Origin of the sequence: Enterobacter cloacae complex sp. SHL021 (assembly GCF_049237765.1) — a bacterium.
GTDB classification, from domain to species: domain Bacteria; phylum Pseudomonadota; class Gammaproteobacteria; order Enterobacterales; family Enterobacteriaceae; genus Enterobacter; species Enterobacter cloacae.
In genome coordinates this window covers 210,001-226,862 of the sequence record NZ_JBMKJG010000003.1, presented here as the reverse complement: position 1 = coordinate 226,862, position 16,862 = coordinate 210,001, and the positions used below count along the sequence as shown (strand labels likewise).

Sequence of the window (16,862 nt, the reverse complement as noted above, 5' to 3'; positions counted from 1 at the left end):
CGTCTTCCGCCCTGTATAACCCATTACTATAGTGTCGTCATCAACATTCTTGCCTGGAGATAACACGATGACGCTCTTTTCAAACCAACCCGGCGACGAAGGGTTACCGGGACATGAACGCGCCCGGGTGATGGCTGCGGTGATGACCACCACGTTGATGGGCGTCTTCGATGGCACCATGATCAACATTGCCCTGCCATCAATGGCCAGCGCGATGCAGGTGCCCGCAAATGTCGCAGTCTGGTTCGCTAACGGTTACCTGCTGTCTGCGGCAATGACGTTAGCCATCTTCGCCGCACTCGCCGCGCGCGTGGGTTACCGCCCGGTGTTTCTGGCAGGACTGGCTACGTTTACCCTGACCTCGCTCGGCTGCGCGCTGGCAACAACGCCGGAAATGCTGATCGGGATGCGTATTTTGCAGGGTATCGGCGGCGCGGCCACGCTGAGTATTGCCCCGGCGATCCTGCGCTCGGTATTCCCGGGACGGCTGCTTGGCCGCATTCTGGGGTTACACGCCCTGCTTATCGCCGCCAGCACCGCCATTGCGCCGGTGCTGGGTGGAACAATACTCGACGTACTGAGCTGGCAATGGCTGTTCGCGATCAACATTATTCCCGGCACCGTTGCCCTGATGCTGGCCTGGAAAGCGCTGCCGCGGGCGACGGCCTCTGATAGGTCCCCGTTCGACGTGCCCGGTGCCCTGTTGTCCGTGATCCTGCTGGGGTCGATGATCATGGCGGCAAACAGCGTAGAGAATAGAGCGCACGCCATCAGCACGGTTTGCTGGGCACTTGTCGCCACGGTCAGCCTCATCGCTTTTGTCTGGCATATCCGCCGTGCCCGGAGCCCCATCCTGCCGCCGGTGATATTCAGCAACGGACGGTTTACCCTCGCCGCCCTAACCTCGCTGGCCTCGTTTGTGAGTCAGGGCATTACCTTTATCGCGCTGCCGTTTCTGTTTCAGAGCGTGTACGGCTATAGCCCGGCGATCTCCGCTTTACTGTTCACCCCCTGGCCGATAGGTATCGTACTCATTGCGCCGCACGCGGGCCGTTGGGCAGACACGATCTCCGCCCCGTTGATCTCCACGCTTGGACTGATGATTTTTGTCGTTGGGTTGATTTTGCTGGCGTCGCTGCCTGCCAGCCCTTCTGCCTGGGATATCTGCCTCAGGAGCCTGGTGTGCGGCATCGGCTTTGGCTGTTTCCAGAGTCCCAATAACCGTGAAATGCTCTCTAACGTTGCCCGGGAGTACGCCAGCTATGCATCCGGGGTATTGTCCATCGTCAGAACGTTCGGCCAGTGTCTCGGTGCCGCCGTGGTGGGAGTTTTGCTGGCTGCGACCGCAGGATCAGACCATCAAATGCTGGATGACGGTGCCGTTCATATTGCGCTGTGGATCGCGGTGATCGCGTCAACTGCGTCAGTATTATTTAGCGTTAGCCGACTGCGTCGCGCGCGACAGGCTACGGCATAAATGCCAGGGCAGCGTCCTGCGACGCTGCCCCCATATTTACTCCAGCGCCAGAAGCGCAAAACTCGCCAGCCAGTGCCCACCGCTGTAGTGGCTGCCGACAACATGCCCGACGCTCGCCGTCAGGTGTTTCGCCACCGCATCACACAGCGCCTGCTGCGCCGGATGATCCTTCGGCAGCGCACTGGCAATATGCTTCATGCACCAGGCGCGGCTGAGGTTTAATCCGTCCAGATGCGCAATTTTGGGGTCGGTACGGTCGCTCACTTCTGCCGGGTTCATCAGCGCTGAAACAGCCCCGATATTCGGCAGAAACGCCTCGAACCAGGCCGGGAAATTCTCCGCGACCTTGCTCATCAGAAGAGCCTCTGTCAGCGCGCCGGACACATACTCATCACCACCCGGTTCATAGTGAGCCGGATACTGGGTATCCGCGTGATAAAACCGTGTCGTCGCGTCCAGAATGGCACTCTCCAGGGCGTTATCTTCCACCGCCCGGGCGTAATCGATCCCCAGCGCGAGGGCAAACGCGGTGTTGTAATGCGTGCCAACCCGGATCGGGTACGTCAGCTTACTGAGGTAATCCACCAGACGGTTGCGAATGTCCTGCGTTAACGGCGCAAGCGTCTGATACCAGCCTGCCGCCTGCGGCAGCGATGACTGTTTCAGCTCCTGGGCCAGTGCCAGCAGCCAGCCGTAGCCATACGGACGCTCGAACGAGGCGCGGAACGGCGCGTTGAAATAGGCCAGCTCCTGCGCCACCTTTTCTGGCGTGAGATGGTCGGCAAACAGCGTGATAATGTCATACCGGCACGACAGTTCCGGGTAGAGGCGCAGGCAGCGCAGCAGCAGCCAGTAGCCGTGTACCGCCGAGTGCCAGTCAAAACAGCCATAAAAAATGGGATGCAGTTCGCGCGGCGGCAGGACGTCCCCGTCATCATTGAGCAGATGCATAATGTGGTTCGGGTATTCCTGGCGCAGATAGGTCAAAGGCATTCTGGCAAAAGCATCAGCCTGGTGTTGCGTTAATTCCATCACAGCTCCTTAGGTTGCCACGCTTAGCGAAACACGAGGAAATACATTAAGAACACGTTGACCACCAGCAGGGTTAACGCGGTCGGGATCTGGATCTTAATGACCTGATATTTGTCTTTCAGCTCCAGTAACGCGGCGGGAACGATGTTGAAGTTCGCCGCCATCGGCGTCATCAGCGTGCCGCAATAGCCTGCGTACATACCAATCGCCAGCAGCGGTGCCGGATTACCGTGATGCACGTGGATCAGGAACGGTAAGGCGATACCGGCGCTCAGCACCGGGAAGGCCGCAAAGGCATTACCCATGATCATGGTGAACAGCGCCATGCCGACGCAGTAAATCACCACCAGCATAAAGCGGCTGTCCGGGTTCACAAACAGGCTGACCACCTTCTGCACGGAGTTGCCGGTATTGGCCACCACAAAAACCCCGCCCAGCATGGCCAGCATCTGCGGCAGGATCACCGCCCAGCCAATGGTATCCACCAGGCGGCGAGACTGACGGACGGCATGCAGCGGCGTTCCTTTTGTCAGCCACCAGCCGGTAAGGATGGCCGCCACACAGGCCACGCACAGCGCCGCCAGCGTGAGCTGTTTTTGATCGAGCAGGTAAACTCCGCCAATCGACACCCCTTTCAGGAACAGCGTGCCGATAACCGTCACTACCGGGATCATCAGGGCCGGTAAAAACAGCCAGTTTTTCAGCCGGTTTGAGGAGGCAACACGCTCGGGTTCGCTGGCCATTTTGTACTGCCCTTTACCGACCAGCCCAAAGCCTGCCAGCAGGGCAATTACAATCACGGCGCCGCCAATGATCCGGTACGCCAGCGAGCGGCCCAGCTCCTGCACCATCAGGTCACCGAACAGGAAGATCCCACCGAACAGAAACCAGAACAGTGCCGTGGTAAAACGTTTGGGGTTGGCGCGATCGCGCAGGGTCATGACCACCAGCAGCATCACGACAAAGCCAATCAGGTAGTACACGCGGTTAATGGTGAGCAGCGTCATCATGGCGCGATCTCCTGCGTTCCCTGCCCGGCTTTCCAGGCCATCACGTCACGACGGATGCTGGCATCCAGGCGCAGCAGACGCGTCATATGAATAATCAATGCCGCAATCGCCGTCGGGATCGCCCACAGGCCGATATGCAGCGGTTCAATACCCTGAATACCGTTCTCCTTCAGGAAAGCGTCGATCAGCAGCACCGCCCCGAAGGCGATAAAGATATCCTCGCCAAAGAACACCGCGATATTGTCACACGCGGCGGCATGGGCTTTGATTTTGTCGCGAATATGCTGGGGCAGTTCGCCGTACTCGTTCAGCGCCGCCCCTTCGGCCATCGGTGCCAGCAGCGGACGCACCGTCTGGGCATGACCGCCCAGCGACATCAGCCCCAGCGCGGCCGTCCCCTCGCGGGCGACAAAATAGATCATCAGAATACGCGCCGAAGTGGCGCTGGCGATCTTCGCCACCCACGCCTGTGCGCGCTCTTTTAGACCGTAATATTCCAGCAGACCAATAACCGGCAGGATCAGAATGAATGTGGCCAGAGAGCGGCTGTTGACGAACTTCTCGCCGAAGGTTTCCAGCAGCATGCCGAAATCCATCCCAACCAGCAGACCCGTCGTCAGCCCCGCTACCACGACCACCAGTAGCGGGTTGAAGCGCAGGGCAAAACCAATAACCACCACCGGGATCCCGATAAGCGGCAACAGTGTAGAACCGTCCATAAACGTTACCCTATCCAAAGTGAGCGTTGCGCGCCGACGGCTATTTTTTTAATTTGCGGCGAGCGATGTTGTGTTTTCCGTCAGGCTTCGAAAACCTGCGTTAAAAAGCTATATCTGAACCGCAAAAACATGTAAACAATTTATCAATAAAATGTTCTTATTTTATCGATGAGTTTACATTTCCGGGCAACAGCCACACTCCCGTAAGGAACGTTATGACCCTGAAGAAAAGTGCTGCATCAATGAATCACGACGATATTAACGACGGCCGGATCGTCTCCTCCCGCCATCTGGTTTCCGAGCGCTGCGCGGAGCTATCGGAGCTGGAGTACGCGCTGATCATGACCAGTAACGCGTTCAATAAATGGATGGTGCGCTGCATGACCGCGGCCGGTGAGCCGGATATGGGGGCCTTTGACGTCTCGCTTTTGCATCATGTGAATCACCGCAATCGCAAGAAGAAGCTGGCCGATATCTGTTTTGTGCTCAACGTGGAAGACACCCACGTGGTGACCTATGCGTTGAAAAAGCTGGTCAAGGCGGGCTACGTCACCAGTGAAAAAGCAGGAAAAGAGCTTTTCTTTTCCACCACGGAGGCGGGAAAAGCACTGTGCATGAAATACCGGGATGTGCGCGAAGCGTGTCTGATCAACATACATGCCGAAAGCGGGATTTCGGGTGCCGCTATCGGTGACACCGCCCAGCTGCTGCGCACCATTTCATCCCTGTATGACACCGCCGCACGGGCGGCGGCATCACTTTGACATCACGGGCGTCTGAAGAGAGTAATACTGCGTCCCGCCAGTTCGTAATCCACGGTCCGGGTGATGACCTCGCCCGTGGCAACCTCCCCAGCCGTGGAGAGCTCCAGCACCCAGCCTCCTTCACCAAACTGCGGGATCTGGAACGACACGGCGCCTTCGAACGGGTTGAACAGCATCAGCACGTCGTGCCAGATCCCCTCCTCCTGGATGAGATCGGGCCGGCTGATGGAGACGCCGATTGTCGAGCCTTCCTCCCATTGCTCAGACTGCTGCGGTCCTCCTCCGGCGTTAAACCAGCGGATCTCAAGACCGTCTCGCCAGCTCTCCCGGCGCAGCAGCGGCTGTTTGGCGCGAAGCGCAATCAGGTGCCGGGTAAACTCGCGCAGCGCGACGTCGTTTTCTGACAACCCTTTCCAGTTGATCCAGGAGATCTCGCTGTCCTGGCAATAGCCGTTGTTGTTCCCTTTTTGCGTCCGGCCAAACTCATCCCCGGCCAGCAGCATCGGTGTACCGTGGGAGAACAACAGCGTGGTGAGGAAGTTCCGTTTCTGCCGTTCACGGGTGGCAATAATGTCGGGGTTCTCGGTCGGGCCTTCCTCGCCATAGTTATACGCGCGGTTATCGTTATGCCCGTCGTTGTTCTCTTCACCATTATCGGCGTTGTGTTTCTCGTTGTACGACACCAGATCGTTCAGCGTGAAGCCGTCATGCGCGGTAATAAAGTTGACGCTGGCCCACGGGCGACGCCCGCGTAAATCATAGAGATCGCCCGAGCCCAGCAGGCGGGCGGCAAAATCAGTGGGAACGTTATCGCCCCGCCAGTATTCGCGAACGGTATCGCGATATTTGTCGTTCCACTCGCCCCAGCCGGGCGGGAAGCCGCCCACCTGATAGCCGCCGGGGCCGATATCCCAGGGCTCACCGATGAGCTTGAGTTTTGATAAAACCGGATCCTGGGTCATGGCATCAAAGAAGCCGCCGCGCGGATCGAACCCTTCTGGCTCGCGCCCCAGTATCGTACCCAGATCGAAGCGAAAACCGTCGATATGCATCGATTCCGCCCAGTAGCGCAGCGAATCCATGATCATCTGCAGCACACGCGGGTGTGAGGTGTTCACCGTATTCCCCGTGCCGGTGTCATTGATGTAATAGCGATGCTGATCCGGCAAGGTGCGGTAATAGCTGTAGTTATCGATACCCTTGAACGAGAGCGTCGGGCCAAGCTCGTTGCCCTCTGCCGTGTGGTTATAGACCACATCCAGAATCACCTCGATACCCGCGTCATGGTAAGCGCGGACCATATCGCGAAAACCCTGGATCCCCGCCGGGCCGTAATAACGTGACGCGGGCGCAAAAAAGCCCAGCGTGTTATAGCCCCAGAAATTCTTCAGGCCGCGGTCCAGCAGGTGCTGATCGTCCGGAAACCAGTGAACCGGCAGCAGCTCGACGGCGGTGATACCCAGACTTTTGATGTAATCGACCGAGGCTTTATGCCCCATGCCTTCAAAGGTGCCGCGCAGCTCGGGCGGTATCGCCGGGTTGAGCTGGGTAAAGCCTTTCACATGGCTCTCATAGACCACGGTATGCGGCCAGGGGATCGCTGGCCGCTGATGGTCCTGCCAGTCAAACGCATTCGGATCGATGACCCTGCATTTTGGGGTGAACGGCGCGCTGTCCCGCGTATCAAAGCTCAGATCCAGCGCATCATGACCCAGTTCGTAGCCAAAATGGGCATCATTCCAGTCGATATCGCCCACCAGTTCACGGGCATAGGGATCGATGAGCAGCTTATGCGGGTTAAAGCGATGCCCGTTTTCCGGATCATAAGGCCCGTAGACGCGATAGCCATACAGCGCGCCGGGCTGGAGGTCGGGCACATAGCCGTGCCAGATCTCGTGGGTATATTCCGGCAGCTCCAGACGGGCGATTTCCGTTTTACCGGAGGGGTCAAACAGACAGAGCTCCACCCGCTCGGCGTGAGCTGAAAAAAGCGCGAAGTTAACCCCTTTCCCGTCATAATTTGCGCCCAGCTGCTGGCCATGACCGGCCCGTATGTCAAACGTATTTTCCTTTGCCATTTTCGTTCTCCACGATTATTCGCAGGTAAGCAGAACTAACAAACTTCCTGTTTCAGACGTTAAATCCAGCGTCTCCCGCAGCGCCCGACAGTCACCGGTAAACAGATCCCGGTAGCGTTTCCCGGAAAGCTCTTCGGGGATGACGACCGAAGTGTTGGCCCACAGCGTTTCGTTTGTGGGGGTAGCAAAAACCAGACGCGGTACGGCAACAATCAGCGCCTCCCCGTCCTTCACGCGCGCGTAGACAATCAGGTTTTCCTCGCGCTCGCCGCTGACCTTCAGCGGCAACCAGTCGCCGTACTGGAAGAGCGATAAATAGTGCTGCCGGACGCGTAACAGCGTGGCGGTGACATACTGCTTCACCCTGCCGTTTCGCCACTGCTGTTCGTCGGCAAAGAGCTTTGCGTCGGCGCTGCTCAGGTTTTGCCTCAGCGTGGCGAAATCCGGCTCCAGCCGGTTATCCGGGTCGACCAGGCTAAAATTAAGCGCCTCGCTTCCCTGATAGATATCCGGTACGCCCGGCGCCGTCAGTTTGATCACCGTCTGGCTCAGGCTGTTCATCAGCCCGGCGCGGATAAAAGGTTGCAGGGAGGACGAGAAATCATGCAGAAACAGCGTGTTCTCAGGGGACAGCAAGTGCCGTACGTAATTCAGCACCACGCTCTCATAGCTCTCATTGCTGTCGATCCAGTCGGTACGCTGTTTGGCCTCGCGCAGGGCTTTCTCAATAAACCCGAGGAAACGCGCTACGAGAGACTTCAGCCCTTCACTATCGTCAGGCGACAACGTTGCAGGCCAGACGCCCGCCAGCGCCTGGTAGATCATCCAGGTATCGGCCGCGTTTGGCGCGGTACCGTCATTGAGAAAACGCACCTGGGTCTGGTTCATCTGTCGCCAGCGCGCCAGATTTTCACCCCACTGTTCCGGGGCTTCCGTCAGGGTGTAGAGGCGCGCCCGCGCATCTTCCCCGCGCTTGGTGTCGTGCGTGGAGGTCCCCAGCAGCGCATCGGGCTGACGGGCCAGACGGATGCGCATCTCCTGGTGAAAGCGGGATAACGAGAACGCGCGTGGGGTGGGATCGGCCCCCACTTCGTTCAGGGCTAGCTCGAGGTTATGGCGGAAAAAGAGCGTATCTTCCACCGATTTCGCCATCAGCGGCCCGGTAAGCTGCTGGAAGCGGGTTCTGAACAGCGAGGCTGCATCGCGGCTGCTGGCGTCCAGGTCGCCGGTGAGGATCCTCACCAACAGGCTTAACGCCGGTTCCGGTGCGTCCACGCTGGCGACAACGCGGTTCAACAGCGCGACATCCGGGGCGGTTAACCCGTCGGTGGTGCCGTAGGTGCGGTAGACCGGAAACGCAATCAGCAGTTCGCGCAGCGTGTAACGTATGTCGTCCTGCGGTACGTCAATGCCGTTGCATCGGGCAAGGTCGGTGGCAATGTTAAGCAGCGTGGTGAATTCACCCTCAAAATTGCGATCGGTCATCAGCCCTTTAGCGTTGCGAAGTTCCGCATGGCGATCGACCGTCACGCCCAGCGTCTCGTCGTGGATTTTTTCCAGCCGCCCGAGGTTATTATCGTCGACCAGCACTTCGGCCAGCGAGGCGATAAACTCATATCCGGTGGTGCCGGATACCGGCCATTCCACAGGCAGTTGTTCCCCTTTGGCGAGAATTTTTTCCACCGTGATATAACAGTCGGGACCGGTTGCCTGCCGTAACCGCTGCAGGTAACCCAGCGGGTCGGCCAGCCCGTCGATATGGTCAATGCGCAACCCGTCGACAATGCCGGTATGCACGAGCTCGAGGATCAGGCGATGCGTATCCTGAAACACCCCCTCGTCTTCCACTCTGACGCCCACCAGGCCGGTAATTTCAAAAAAGCGCCGCCATGAGAGCTGTTTCGGCGCTTCCCGCCAGGACATCAGCCGCCAGCTCTGCGCCTCGTGGATCGCCTCGATGCTTTTCTCCGCAGCCCATGTTCCGGGGTTAAGCGGATAGGCTGTGTCATAGTAGACCAGCGCGGCCTCACCGGTGACACTGTCACGTTTCAGAGTAATTGCCCCCTTCTCCAGCTCGGCCTCAAAGGTGTCGCCAAGGAACGGCAGCGTCAGCGGGCGCGACCAGTCAATATCAAAATAGTGCGCGTAACGGCTTTGCTGACCAAACGCGATAACGTCCCGCCACCAGCGGTTTTCCAGCGAGGTCGACATATGGTTAGGGACGATGTCAAGAATGAGCCCCATTCCCGCCTGCCTGAGTGCCGCCGTCATGCGGTCGAAACCGGCGCGCCCGCCAATGGCAGGATCGATTTCGTTAGGATCGGTGACGTCATAACCGTGGGTTGAACCGGTGGTGGCGGTAAATATCGGTGAGGCATAGAGATGGCTGATCCCGAGGTCTTTAAGGTATGGCACCAGCTCCACCACGCGGTCAAAGGTCATGCCATTGCGGAACTGTATTCGGTATGTGGCACAAGGGATCATGATGCGTCTCCATCTGCAAAACGAACGACAATGCTGTTTGGCACTAACACCTCAGCGGCATCCGGCCAGCTAAAGAGCGTTTCGCCTGCCAGCGCAGGAACGTCAACGGGCTTATTACCGATATTCAGCGCCAGCGACAATGTACCCGTCGGGAAAGACCAGCTCACCGCCACCATACCGGGAGCGGTCTTAACGATTTTGCCCTCAACGGTGCCGCCAGGGCGAAGTAACGGCACAAGATAGCGATGCCGCAGGACCAGCAGGCTTCGCGTGAAGCGCAGCCAGGATTTACCCTGCGCAGTCGTCACGTTGTGCCAGTCCAGTTTTGAGCGGGCGAAAGTCTGCTCGTCATTCGGATCCGGTACATCGCCATCGTGTCCGCTGTGGCCGGTAAACTCTTTTGCCCGCCCTTCCCGCACGGCTTTCGCCAGATCGCCATGAAAATCCGTAAAGAACAGGAACGGGTTGGTTTCGCCATACTCTTCGCCCATAAACAGCAGCGGGATATGGGGTGACAGCAGCAGCGCGGCGAGCAGAACGCGGGTTTTATCCGCGCCCGCCAGGGTAATAAGCCGTTCGCCCTGGGCGCGGTTACCGGTTTGATCGTGGTTTTGAATAAAATCGACAAAGAAGGTCGGCGGCTGGGTGTGGCATTCCACCCCGCGTGAGTGTCCGGTCTGCAAAGAGACCTCACCCTGATAGACAAACCCTTCTGCGAGTGCTCTGGCGAATTTTTTTTCCGGTTCGAAGGCAAAATCCTGATAGTAGGCATGCGTTTCGCCGGTGGCAAAGACGTGGGCGGCGTTGTGGAAGTCATCATTCCACTCGGCGGTAAACAGCGGCGTGGCTCCCTTCTCATCCCGAGGATGCAGGAAAATCACGTTACGGCTGTCCTCGGTGGTGAGATGGATATGACGATCCGGGAGCGCTTCGTGGATCGTTTCCGCGATCTGCTGAAGAATATGTTTCGACGCCGTATCTTTAATCTGGTCGATGGCATCAAACCGTAAGCCATCCAGACGGTATTCGGTCAGCCAGAACAGGGGCGCGTCAAGAATGTAGTGTCTGACCGGCTCCCGTTCATAGGCGATACCGTTACCCCACGGCGTCATTCTCTGCGCATCAAAAAACGCGGGTGACAGCAAGGGTAAGTAGTTTCCTTCCGGGCCGAAATGGTTGAGTACGATATCCAGCACGACAGAAAGGCCCAGGCCGTGCGCCGCATCGATGAACGCGTGAAAATCCTCCGGCGTGCCATAGGCGGAGTGCGGGGCATACAGCAATACGCCGTCATAGCCCCAGCCGCGGCTGCCGCCGAACTGTGAAACCGGCATGACTTCAAGCTGGGTGATGCCGAGTTCAGCCAGATACGGCAGCTTGTCGATAGCCGCCCGGAAGGTGCCCTGCGGCGTAAAGGCGCCAATATGCAGTTCGTAAATCACCGTCTCTTCCCACGGTCGCCCTGCCCAGTCTGGGTTGATGGGCTGATAGCGGCCGGGGTCAATCACCACGGAGGGGCCATTAACGTCCCCTTTCTGCGCCCGCGATGCGGGGTCAGGTACCGCCATGCCGTCCTGTAAAACGAACTGATACTCGGTGCCATGCGTCACGCCAGGTACGTCAATCTGGAACCAGCCGTTACCGACCGCCGTCATGGGCAGATCGCGTTCTGCCAGACGTAGCGTAAGTTGTTGTTGTCCCTCAGCCCAGACGCGAAAACGTACAACGTCACTGGAAATAAACTCAGCACCCCACTGCTTTTGAAATGTCCTGAATTCCATTCATTGTCCTCGAATGACCCACATTTTACGCGGAATGAAGTACAAGCTTAGTTCAGGATCGAAAGCACGTTTCAACAGAGCCCCAACGTGCAACCGTCATTTTTCTGTCACTTAAATTCATTACGCTTTCGTCATTTTGACAAGGGTGTTAAGGAAACAATAATGAATTCAATAGCTAAGGCATTACTGGTGGCAGTACCGATGTTGAGCGCAACCGCTACCGCGGCAAATAATGAACTGTGTGAACCAAAAGCCTACGAAATGGCGCTGCGCTACCAGCAGAAGTCAGCTGAAATCATGGCGCTTCAGCTGCAGACGTACCGTTTTGCCACCGGCCGTTTTGACGAGAAAGTGAAAGATCTGAAAACGCCAGAAAATTACGCGGTGGTCATGGATCTGGATGAAACCGTGCTCGACAACACCCCGCTGCTGGTGCGCGACATGGAACAGTGCCATGACTACACCCAATGGGATACCTGGAGCGACTGGGAAAAACAGGGAAAACCCGGCCTGATCCCCGGCGCGAAGGCGTTTCTTGAGCATGTGAATCAAAGCAAGGTGCGTATCTACTATGTCTCTGACCGCATGCAGGAAAATAAAGCAGATACCATCAACACGTTAAAATCCCTTGGTCTGCCGCAGGTCTCGGACGACAGCGTGCTTCTGGATACGGTGAGTAAAGAAGAGCGCCGCCAGAGCATCCTTAAAAAGCAGCAGATCATTATGTTGTTTGGCGACAGCCTGCCGGATTTCGCCGTGCAGTTTAAAAACAAAAAACCGAGTGAGCAGCAGCGCGAGCTGGTTGAGGCAAGCGCAGAGCATTTTGGCAATGACTGGATTGTGCTGCCTAATGCCGCTTATGGCTCATGGTCTAAAGCCACGCCGGACAGCTGGAAGCCGTAACAATCTGCCCGCCGGGCATGGCATTGCCGTTGCCCGGCCAACCCACTAAGCTATCCATCCCATTTATAGGTCCTATCACTTTTGAGCGGGTTCTTAAATTTTGATGCATAAGTAAGATGAGGACTTTCTAAAGGAGATCATCATGCTTACTGTCAAGAAACTTGCCCTCTCTACGCTTATCACCAGTTCACTGCTCTTCTACCCTGCGCTGCACTCCCTGGCAGAGACGCCTCAGCACGTGGTGAAACAACCGGCGGGCGGTTACAACGTTCAGGTGGGCGACGTGCTGGTTACGTCGTTTACGGACGGCAGCGTCGCGCAGGATCTGCATACGCTGTTGCGCCGGACCACAGCGCAGAAAACCGATGCGTTACTGGCGAAAAATTTCCAGGCTAACCCGGTTGAAGCTTCCATTAACGCCTTTCTGATTGCGCTGCCGGGACACAAAATTCTGGTCGATACCGGTTCCGGCCAGCTTTTTGGTCCGGGCAACGGCGGGCGTTTAATCGAGAGCCTGGCAACGCAGGGGATCAAACCGCAGGACATCACGGAAATCTTACTGACGCACGCGCATTCCGATCATTCCGGTGGCCTGATAAAGGACGGTAAGGCGGTATTTACCAACGCCCGCGTGTTCGTGGGGAAACCGGATATCGACTTTTTCTTCAATGAAGAGAATCAGAAAAAAACCGGTTACGATCAGAACTACTTTGACGTGGCACAGAAGACCTTAAAACCGTATCTTGATGCCGGCAAAGTGGTGCCTTTTACCGGTACATCAGCGCTGCTGCCGGGTATTACCGGAACGGTTCACCCCGGCCATACACCGGGCTCGGCCTTCTATACGCTGGAAAGTAAAGGCGAGAAAATTACCTTCGTGGGCGACATTATCCACGTCGCTGCGGTACAGTTCCCGCAGCCTGATGTGACCATCGCCTACGATGAAGATCAGGACGGAGCAGCCCGTGTGCGCAAGCAGGCCTTTGACGACTTTGTCAAAAACAGAGATTTGGTTGCCGCGCCACACCTGCCGTTCCCCGGTATCGGTTATGTCACCAAAGGCGAACGCGCGGGCTATGCCTGGGTTCCCGTTACCTATACCAACCGGGACGCCAGCACAGCTAAATAAACAACGGAAAACAACATGACGCCATTTTCAGACCTGGATATTGACCTGATATTGACGTTGGATGCACTGCTCACCGACCGGAACATCACGCACGCCGCCGCACGTCTGGGGGTCAGCCAGCCCGCGCTGTCAGCCCGTCTTTCGCGCCTGCGTGCCATTTTTGGCGAGCCGTTGTTTATCCCTTCCCCACATGGACGTGGGGTGTTGCCCACACCCCGTGCCGAGGCGCTGAGGCCTCAGATCGCGGCCGTTCTGCGTGGCATCAGCGCGATGCTTGCCCCCACCGGGTTTAACCCCCGCGAGAGCAATCGCACGTTCGTCATTGCCCTGCATGAAAACCCGGCCCTGATGCTTGGGGCTGAACTGCTGAATCACATCAGACGAGAAGCGCCGGGGATCCGCCTGCGTTTCGCCCTGCCGGAGTGGGTGAACCTGCCCCAGCAGCTGGAAAGCGGAGACGTTGATATTTACATCGGCGTGAGTGCGGGCGCGCACGACGGCTGGGTCAGACGCAAACTGTTTGAAGACGCGTTTGCCACCGCCCAGCGCAAAGGGCATCCTCGCGGCACGGGGCCGCTGGATCTGGGGCAGTATTGCGCCCTCTCTCATCTGGTGGTCTCCTCCCAGGGCGATCCATTTACCGGCTTTGTCGACCAGACGCTGGCCGGGCTGGGATATCAACGCAACGTGGTGATGTCCACGCAAAGCTATGCCATGGCACCGCCTCTGGTGGCGGGAACTGACCTGATTTGCACCTTACCGGGACGTATGTTGCAGCAGTTCGCCACCACGCTCGATATTTTCCCGCCCCCGCTGCCACTCCAGCCGATCGCCATCAGCATGTTCTGGCATCCTAAAAACAGTCAGGACACGGCGAACGCCTGGCTGCGCGAACAACTGCTGCTGGCCGCCGGGCGTCAACCCTGAGCAACGGTGGTGAGGAATTTTTTTAAGACTTCAGAACGAATGATTCGGTGACAAACCAGCGTCAGTTCGCTCTCCCTGAGCCGATCAATAATGTCGACGTAAACCACATTCCCGACGCTCACCGCCCTTGCTGAGGCGGGCAAGAGCGCAATGCCAAATCCCGCCGCGACAAGGCTGATGACGGTGGGCACGTCGGTGGCATTCTGCACCACCTCCGGCTGGAAACCCGCACCGTTACAGGCGTCATAGAAATATTGTTCCAGCCCCATGCCTTGCGGATCGCGCAGCGAGATCCACTTTTCGTCCTTCACGGATGAAAGTGTCAGTGCGGATGACGTGGCCAGGGGGTGTTGGCGAGGCAGCGCCAGCACCGTTTTCTCTGAGGTAAAGGGGCGAGATTGCAGATCGTCAGGTAACGCAGGCAACGGATCCCGGATAATCGCCACGTCCAGCTGGTTGGTCTGCACGGCTTCGTAAAGCGTCTGCACGTTCCCGGTCATCAGCGAAATGGCAATTGCGGGCCAGTTCTCGTGCAGCTGGCGCAGCGTCGCAGGCAGCTTATCGTCGAACATCGCACTCGATACACATCCCAGATTCAACACCCCTTGTTCGCCACGGGCGGTTTGTCTGGCGTCCAGCACGGCCTGCTCGGTCATCGCAATTGCCAGCCGGGCTTTGACCAGAAACGCGTCTCCGGCAGGCGTCAGGGTTAAGCGACGGTGTGCCCGGCTAAACAGTGTGACGCCCAGACGCGCCTCCAGCGCTTTAATCTGCTGACTCAGCGCAGGTTGCGCCATGTTCAGACGCTCCGCGGCGCGGTGCATATGGAGCTCTTCAGCGACCACCAGAAAATTACGCATCAGACGAAATTGCATGATGAAGTCCCGCGAAAACTGATAATAAAATTCTTATCAAAATAGCATCAATGATGCAATTGATGATATCTGTCGTTCGCCCAACAATGGAGGTCAGCCATTAAGGGAGAAAAACATGCAAAACCCCATCAACGATCTCAGAAGCGCCATCGCGTTGCTACAACGCCATCCAGGTCACTATATCGAAACCGATCACCCGGTAGATCCCAATGCTGAACTGGCGGGCGTCTACCGCCATATCGGCGCGGGCGGTACCGTAAAACGCCCCACCCGCACGGGCCCGGCCATGATGTTCAATAGCGTGAAGGGCTACCCCGGCTCCCGCATCCTGGTAGGTATGCACGCCAGCCGGGAAAGAGCGGCGCTTCTGCTGGGTTGTGAACCCTCGAAGCTGGCGCAGCACGTTGGTCAGGCGGTGAAAAACCCGGTTGCACCGGTGGTGGTTCCGGCCTCGCAGGCACCGTGCCAGGAGCAGGTCTTTTACGCCGACGATCCGGACTTTGACCTGCGTAAGCTGCTTCCGGCCCCGACCAACACGCCAATTGATGCAGGCCCGTTCTTCTGTCTGGGGCTGGTACTGGCAAGCGATCCGGAAGATACCTCGCTGACCGATGTGACCATTCACCGTCTCTGTGTGCAGGAGCGAGATGAACTCTCTATGTTCCTTGCCGCCGGTCGCCATATCGAAGTCTTTCGCAAGAAGGCCGAAGCGGCGGGCAAACCGCTGCCGGTAACCATCAATATGGGACTTGACCCGGCTATCTACATTGGGGCCTGTTTCGAAGCGCCAACCACGCCATTCGGTTACAACGAACTTGGCGTCGCCGGGGCATTACGCCAGCAACCGGTGCAACTGGTAAAGGGGGTGGCGGTAAAAGAGAAAGCGATCGCGCGGGCGGAAATCATCATCGAGGGCGAACTGCTTCCCGGCGTGCGCGTAAGAGAAGATCAGCACACCAACACCGGCCACGCCATGCCAGAGTTCCCGGGCTACTGCGGCGAGGCGAATCCGTCTCTGCCGGTGATCAAAGTGAAAGCCGTGACGATGCGAAACCACGCGATCCTGCAGACGCTGGTGGGCCCGGGCGAAGAGCACACCACGCTTGCCGGTTTGCCGACCGAGGCCAGCATTCGCAACGCGGTCGAAGAGGCCATTCCCGGCTTTCTGCAAAACGTCTATGCGCACACCGCCGGGGGCGGTAAATTTCTCGGCATTTTACAGGTGAAAAAACGCCAGCCGTCAGACGAAGGACGTCAGGGCCAGGCGGCACTTATCGCCCTGGCCACCTATTCAGAGTTGAAAAACATTATCCTCGTGGATGAAGACGTGGATATCTTCGACAGTGACGACATCCTGTGGGCAATGACCACCCGCATGCAGGGCGATGTGAGCATTACCACGCTTCCGGGGATCCGCGGCCACCAGCTTGATCCGTCGCAGTCGCCGGATTACAGCACCTCGATCCGTGGAAACGGCATTTCCTGCAAGACTATCTTCGACTGCACGGTGCCGTGGGCGCTGAAGGCGCGGTTTGAACGGGCGCCGTTCATGGAGGTTGACCCCACACCGTGGGCGCCGGAGCTGTTCAGCGATAAAAAATAGACCATCGTCGTCGTTTCTTCGCCCCACCGGGTGAAGAAACGCAAGCTTAAATTGCCGCTTCCCCTGCTTTCTTGTACCCT

The 16,862-nt window shown here is 57.7% G+C and carries 13 protein-coding genes; 6 read left to right on the top strand and 7 right to left on the bottom strand.

Annotated features, from left to right (window positions below; translation table 11 throughout):
• Positions 1-67: 67 nt before the first annotated feature.
• The gene (locus ACOTZF_RS04590) at positions 68-1,477 is read left to right on the top strand and encodes an MFS transporter (protein ID WP_129251701.1); all 1,410 of its coding nucleotides are present in this window, start codon (positions 68-70) and stop codon (positions 1,475-1,477) included.
• Between the two features lie 36 nt (positions 1,478-1,513).
• Here the strand turns inward: ACOTZF_RS04590 and ACOTZF_RS04585 are convergent, their stop codons facing one another.
• Genes ACOTZF_RS04585 through ACOTZF_RS04575 form a run of 3 tightly spaced genes read right to left on the bottom strand, consistent with a single transcriptional unit; the run spans position 1,514 to position 4,238 of the window.
• Positions 1,514-2,509: a DUF2891 domain-containing protein gene (locus ACOTZF_RS04585; protein WP_129251702.1), complete on the bottom strand. Its 996-nt coding sequence runs from the start codon at positions 2,507-2,509 to the stop codon at positions 1,514-1,516.
• A gap of 23 nt (positions 2,510-2,532) precedes the next feature.
• Complete coding sequence (locus ACOTZF_RS04580; RefSeq protein WP_058684692.1) at positions 2,533-3,519, bottom strand: DUF979 domain-containing protein; 987 nt, start codon at positions 3,517-3,519, stop codon at positions 2,533-2,535.
• Positions 3,516-4,238, bottom strand: coding sequence for a DUF969 domain-containing protein (locus ACOTZF_RS04575; protein ID WP_013096573.1), 723 nt, complete (start codon positions 4,236-4,238; stop codon positions 3,516-3,518). The genes ACOTZF_RS04580 and ACOTZF_RS04575 overlap by 4 nt, the downstream gene beginning before the upstream one ends.
• 215 nt (positions 4,239-4,453) lie before the next feature.
• Between ACOTZF_RS04575 and ACOTZF_RS04570 the strand changes: the two genes are divergently transcribed.
• Positions 4,454-5,002, top strand: a complete 549-nt coding sequence (locus ACOTZF_RS04570; protein ID WP_013096572.1) for a winged helix DNA-binding protein — start codon at positions 4,454-4,456, stop codon at positions 5,000-5,002.
• A 2-nt stretch (positions 5,003-5,004) separates the two neighbouring features.
• On the opposite strand, the gene glgX is transcribed toward ACOTZF_RS04570, so the two are convergent.
• Genes glgX through treZ form a run of 3 tightly spaced genes read right to left on the bottom strand, consistent with a single transcriptional unit; the run spans position 5,005 to position 11,345 of the window.
• A complete protein-coding gene (gene glgX, locus ACOTZF_RS04565; RefSeq protein ID WP_029883305.1) occupies positions 5,005-7,080 on the bottom strand; it encodes a glycogen debranching protein GlgX in 2,076 nt (691 codons plus the stop codon).
• 15 nt (positions 7,081-7,095) lie between these two features.
• Positions 7,096-9,564: a malto-oligosyltrehalose synthase gene (gene treY, locus ACOTZF_RS04560; protein WP_129251704.1), complete on the bottom strand. Its 2,469-nt coding sequence runs from the start codon at positions 9,562-9,564 to the stop codon at positions 7,096-7,098.
• Positions 9,561-11,345 carry a malto-oligosyltrehalose trehalohydrolase gene (treZ, locus tag ACOTZF_RS04555; RefSeq protein ID WP_129317632.1) on the bottom strand — a complete coding sequence of 595 codons (1,785 nt, stop codon included), beginning with the start codon at positions 11,343-11,345 and terminating at the stop codon, positions 9,561-9,563. Before treZ ends, treY begins: the two co-directional genes overlap by 4 nt.
• 162 nt (positions 11,346-11,507) lie before the next feature.
• Here treZ and ACOTZF_RS04550 point away from each other — a divergent pair, with 162 nt between their 5' ends.
• From ACOTZF_RS04550 to ACOTZF_RS04540, 3 genes are all read left to right on the top strand, one after another.
• A complete protein-coding gene (locus tag ACOTZF_RS04550) occupies positions 11,508-12,248 on the top strand; it encodes a 5'-nucleotidase, lipoprotein e(P4) family (RefSeq protein WP_038980747.1) in 741 nt (246 codons plus the stop codon).
• 142 nt (positions 12,249-12,390) lie between these two features.
• Complete coding sequence (locus tag ACOTZF_RS04545; protein WP_040022588.1) at positions 12,391-13,377, top strand: MBL fold metallo-hydrolase; 987 nt, start codon at positions 12,391-12,393, stop codon at positions 13,375-13,377.
• A 15-nt stretch (positions 13,378-13,392) separates the two neighbouring features.
• On the top strand, positions 13,393-14,304 hold the full coding sequence (locus tag ACOTZF_RS04540) for a LysR family transcriptional regulator (protein ID WP_129251706.1): 912 nt from the start codon (positions 13,393-13,395) through the stop codon (positions 14,302-14,304).
• On the opposite strand, the gene ACOTZF_RS04535 is transcribed toward ACOTZF_RS04540, so the two are convergent.
• Entirely contained in the window at positions 14,295-15,179 is an 885-nt protein-coding gene (locus ACOTZF_RS04535; RefSeq protein ID WP_129317633.1) for a LysR substrate-binding domain-containing protein, read from the bottom strand. The two genes, ACOTZF_RS04540 and ACOTZF_RS04535, sit on opposite strands and share 10 nt — an antisense overlap.
• Positions 15,180-15,294: 115 nt before the next feature.
• Here ACOTZF_RS04535 and ACOTZF_RS04530 point away from each other — a divergent pair, with 115 nt between their 5' ends.
• Positions 15,295-16,782 (top strand): UbiD family decarboxylase, encoded by a 1,488-nt coding sequence (locus ACOTZF_RS04530; RefSeq protein WP_129251707.1) that lies wholly within the window; start codon positions 15,295-15,297, stop codon positions 16,780-16,782.
• Positions 16,783-16,862 lie beyond the last annotated feature (80 nt).

Coding starts and splice junctions, on each gene's coding strand:
- ACOTZF_RS04570 (WP_013096572.1), top strand. CDS start 4,454: ATGACCCTGAAGAAAAGTGCTGCATCAATGAATCACGACGATATTAAC.
- ACOTZF_RS04575 (WP_013096573.1), bottom strand. CDS start 4,238: ATGGACGGTTCTACACTGTTGCCGCTTATCGGGATCCCGGTGGTGGTT.
- treZ (WP_129317632.1), bottom strand. CDS start 11,345: ATGGAATTCAGGACATTTCAAAAGCAGTGGGGTGCTGAGTTTATTTCC.
- ACOTZF_RS04580 (WP_058684692.1), bottom strand. CDS start 3,519: ATGATGACGCTGCTCACCATTAACCGCGTGTACTACCTGATTGGCTTT.
- ACOTZF_RS04535 (WP_129317633.1), bottom strand. CDS start 15,179: ATGCAATTTCGTCTGATGCGTAATTTTCTGGTGGTCGCTGAAGAGCTC.
- ACOTZF_RS04590 (WP_129251701.1), top strand. CDS start 68: ATGACGCTCTTTTCAAACCAACCCGGCGACGAAGGGTTACCGGGACAT.
- ACOTZF_RS04530 (WP_129251707.1), top strand. CDS start 15,295: ATGCAAAACCCCATCAACGATCTCAGAAGCGCCATCGCGTTGCTACAA.
- treY (WP_129251704.1), bottom strand. CDS start 9,564: ATGATCCCTTGTGCCACATACCGAATACAGTTCCGCAATGGCATGACC.
- ACOTZF_RS04540 (WP_129251706.1), top strand. CDS start 13,393: ATGACGCCATTTTCAGACCTGGATATTGACCTGATATTGACGTTGGAT.
- ACOTZF_RS04550 (WP_038980747.1), top strand. CDS start 11,508: ATGAATTCAATAGCTAAGGCATTACTGGTGGCAGTACCGATGTTGAGC.
- ACOTZF_RS04545 (WP_040022588.1), top strand. CDS start 12,391: ATGCTTACTGTCAAGAAACTTGCCCTCTCTACGCTTATCACCAGTTCA.
- ACOTZF_RS04585 (WP_129251702.1), bottom strand. CDS start 2,509: ATGGAATTAACGCAACACCAGGCTGATGCTTTTGCCAGAATGCCTTTG.
- glgX (WP_029883305.1), bottom strand. CDS start 7,080: ATGGCAAAGGAAAATACGTTTGACATACGGGCCGGTCATGGCCAGCAG.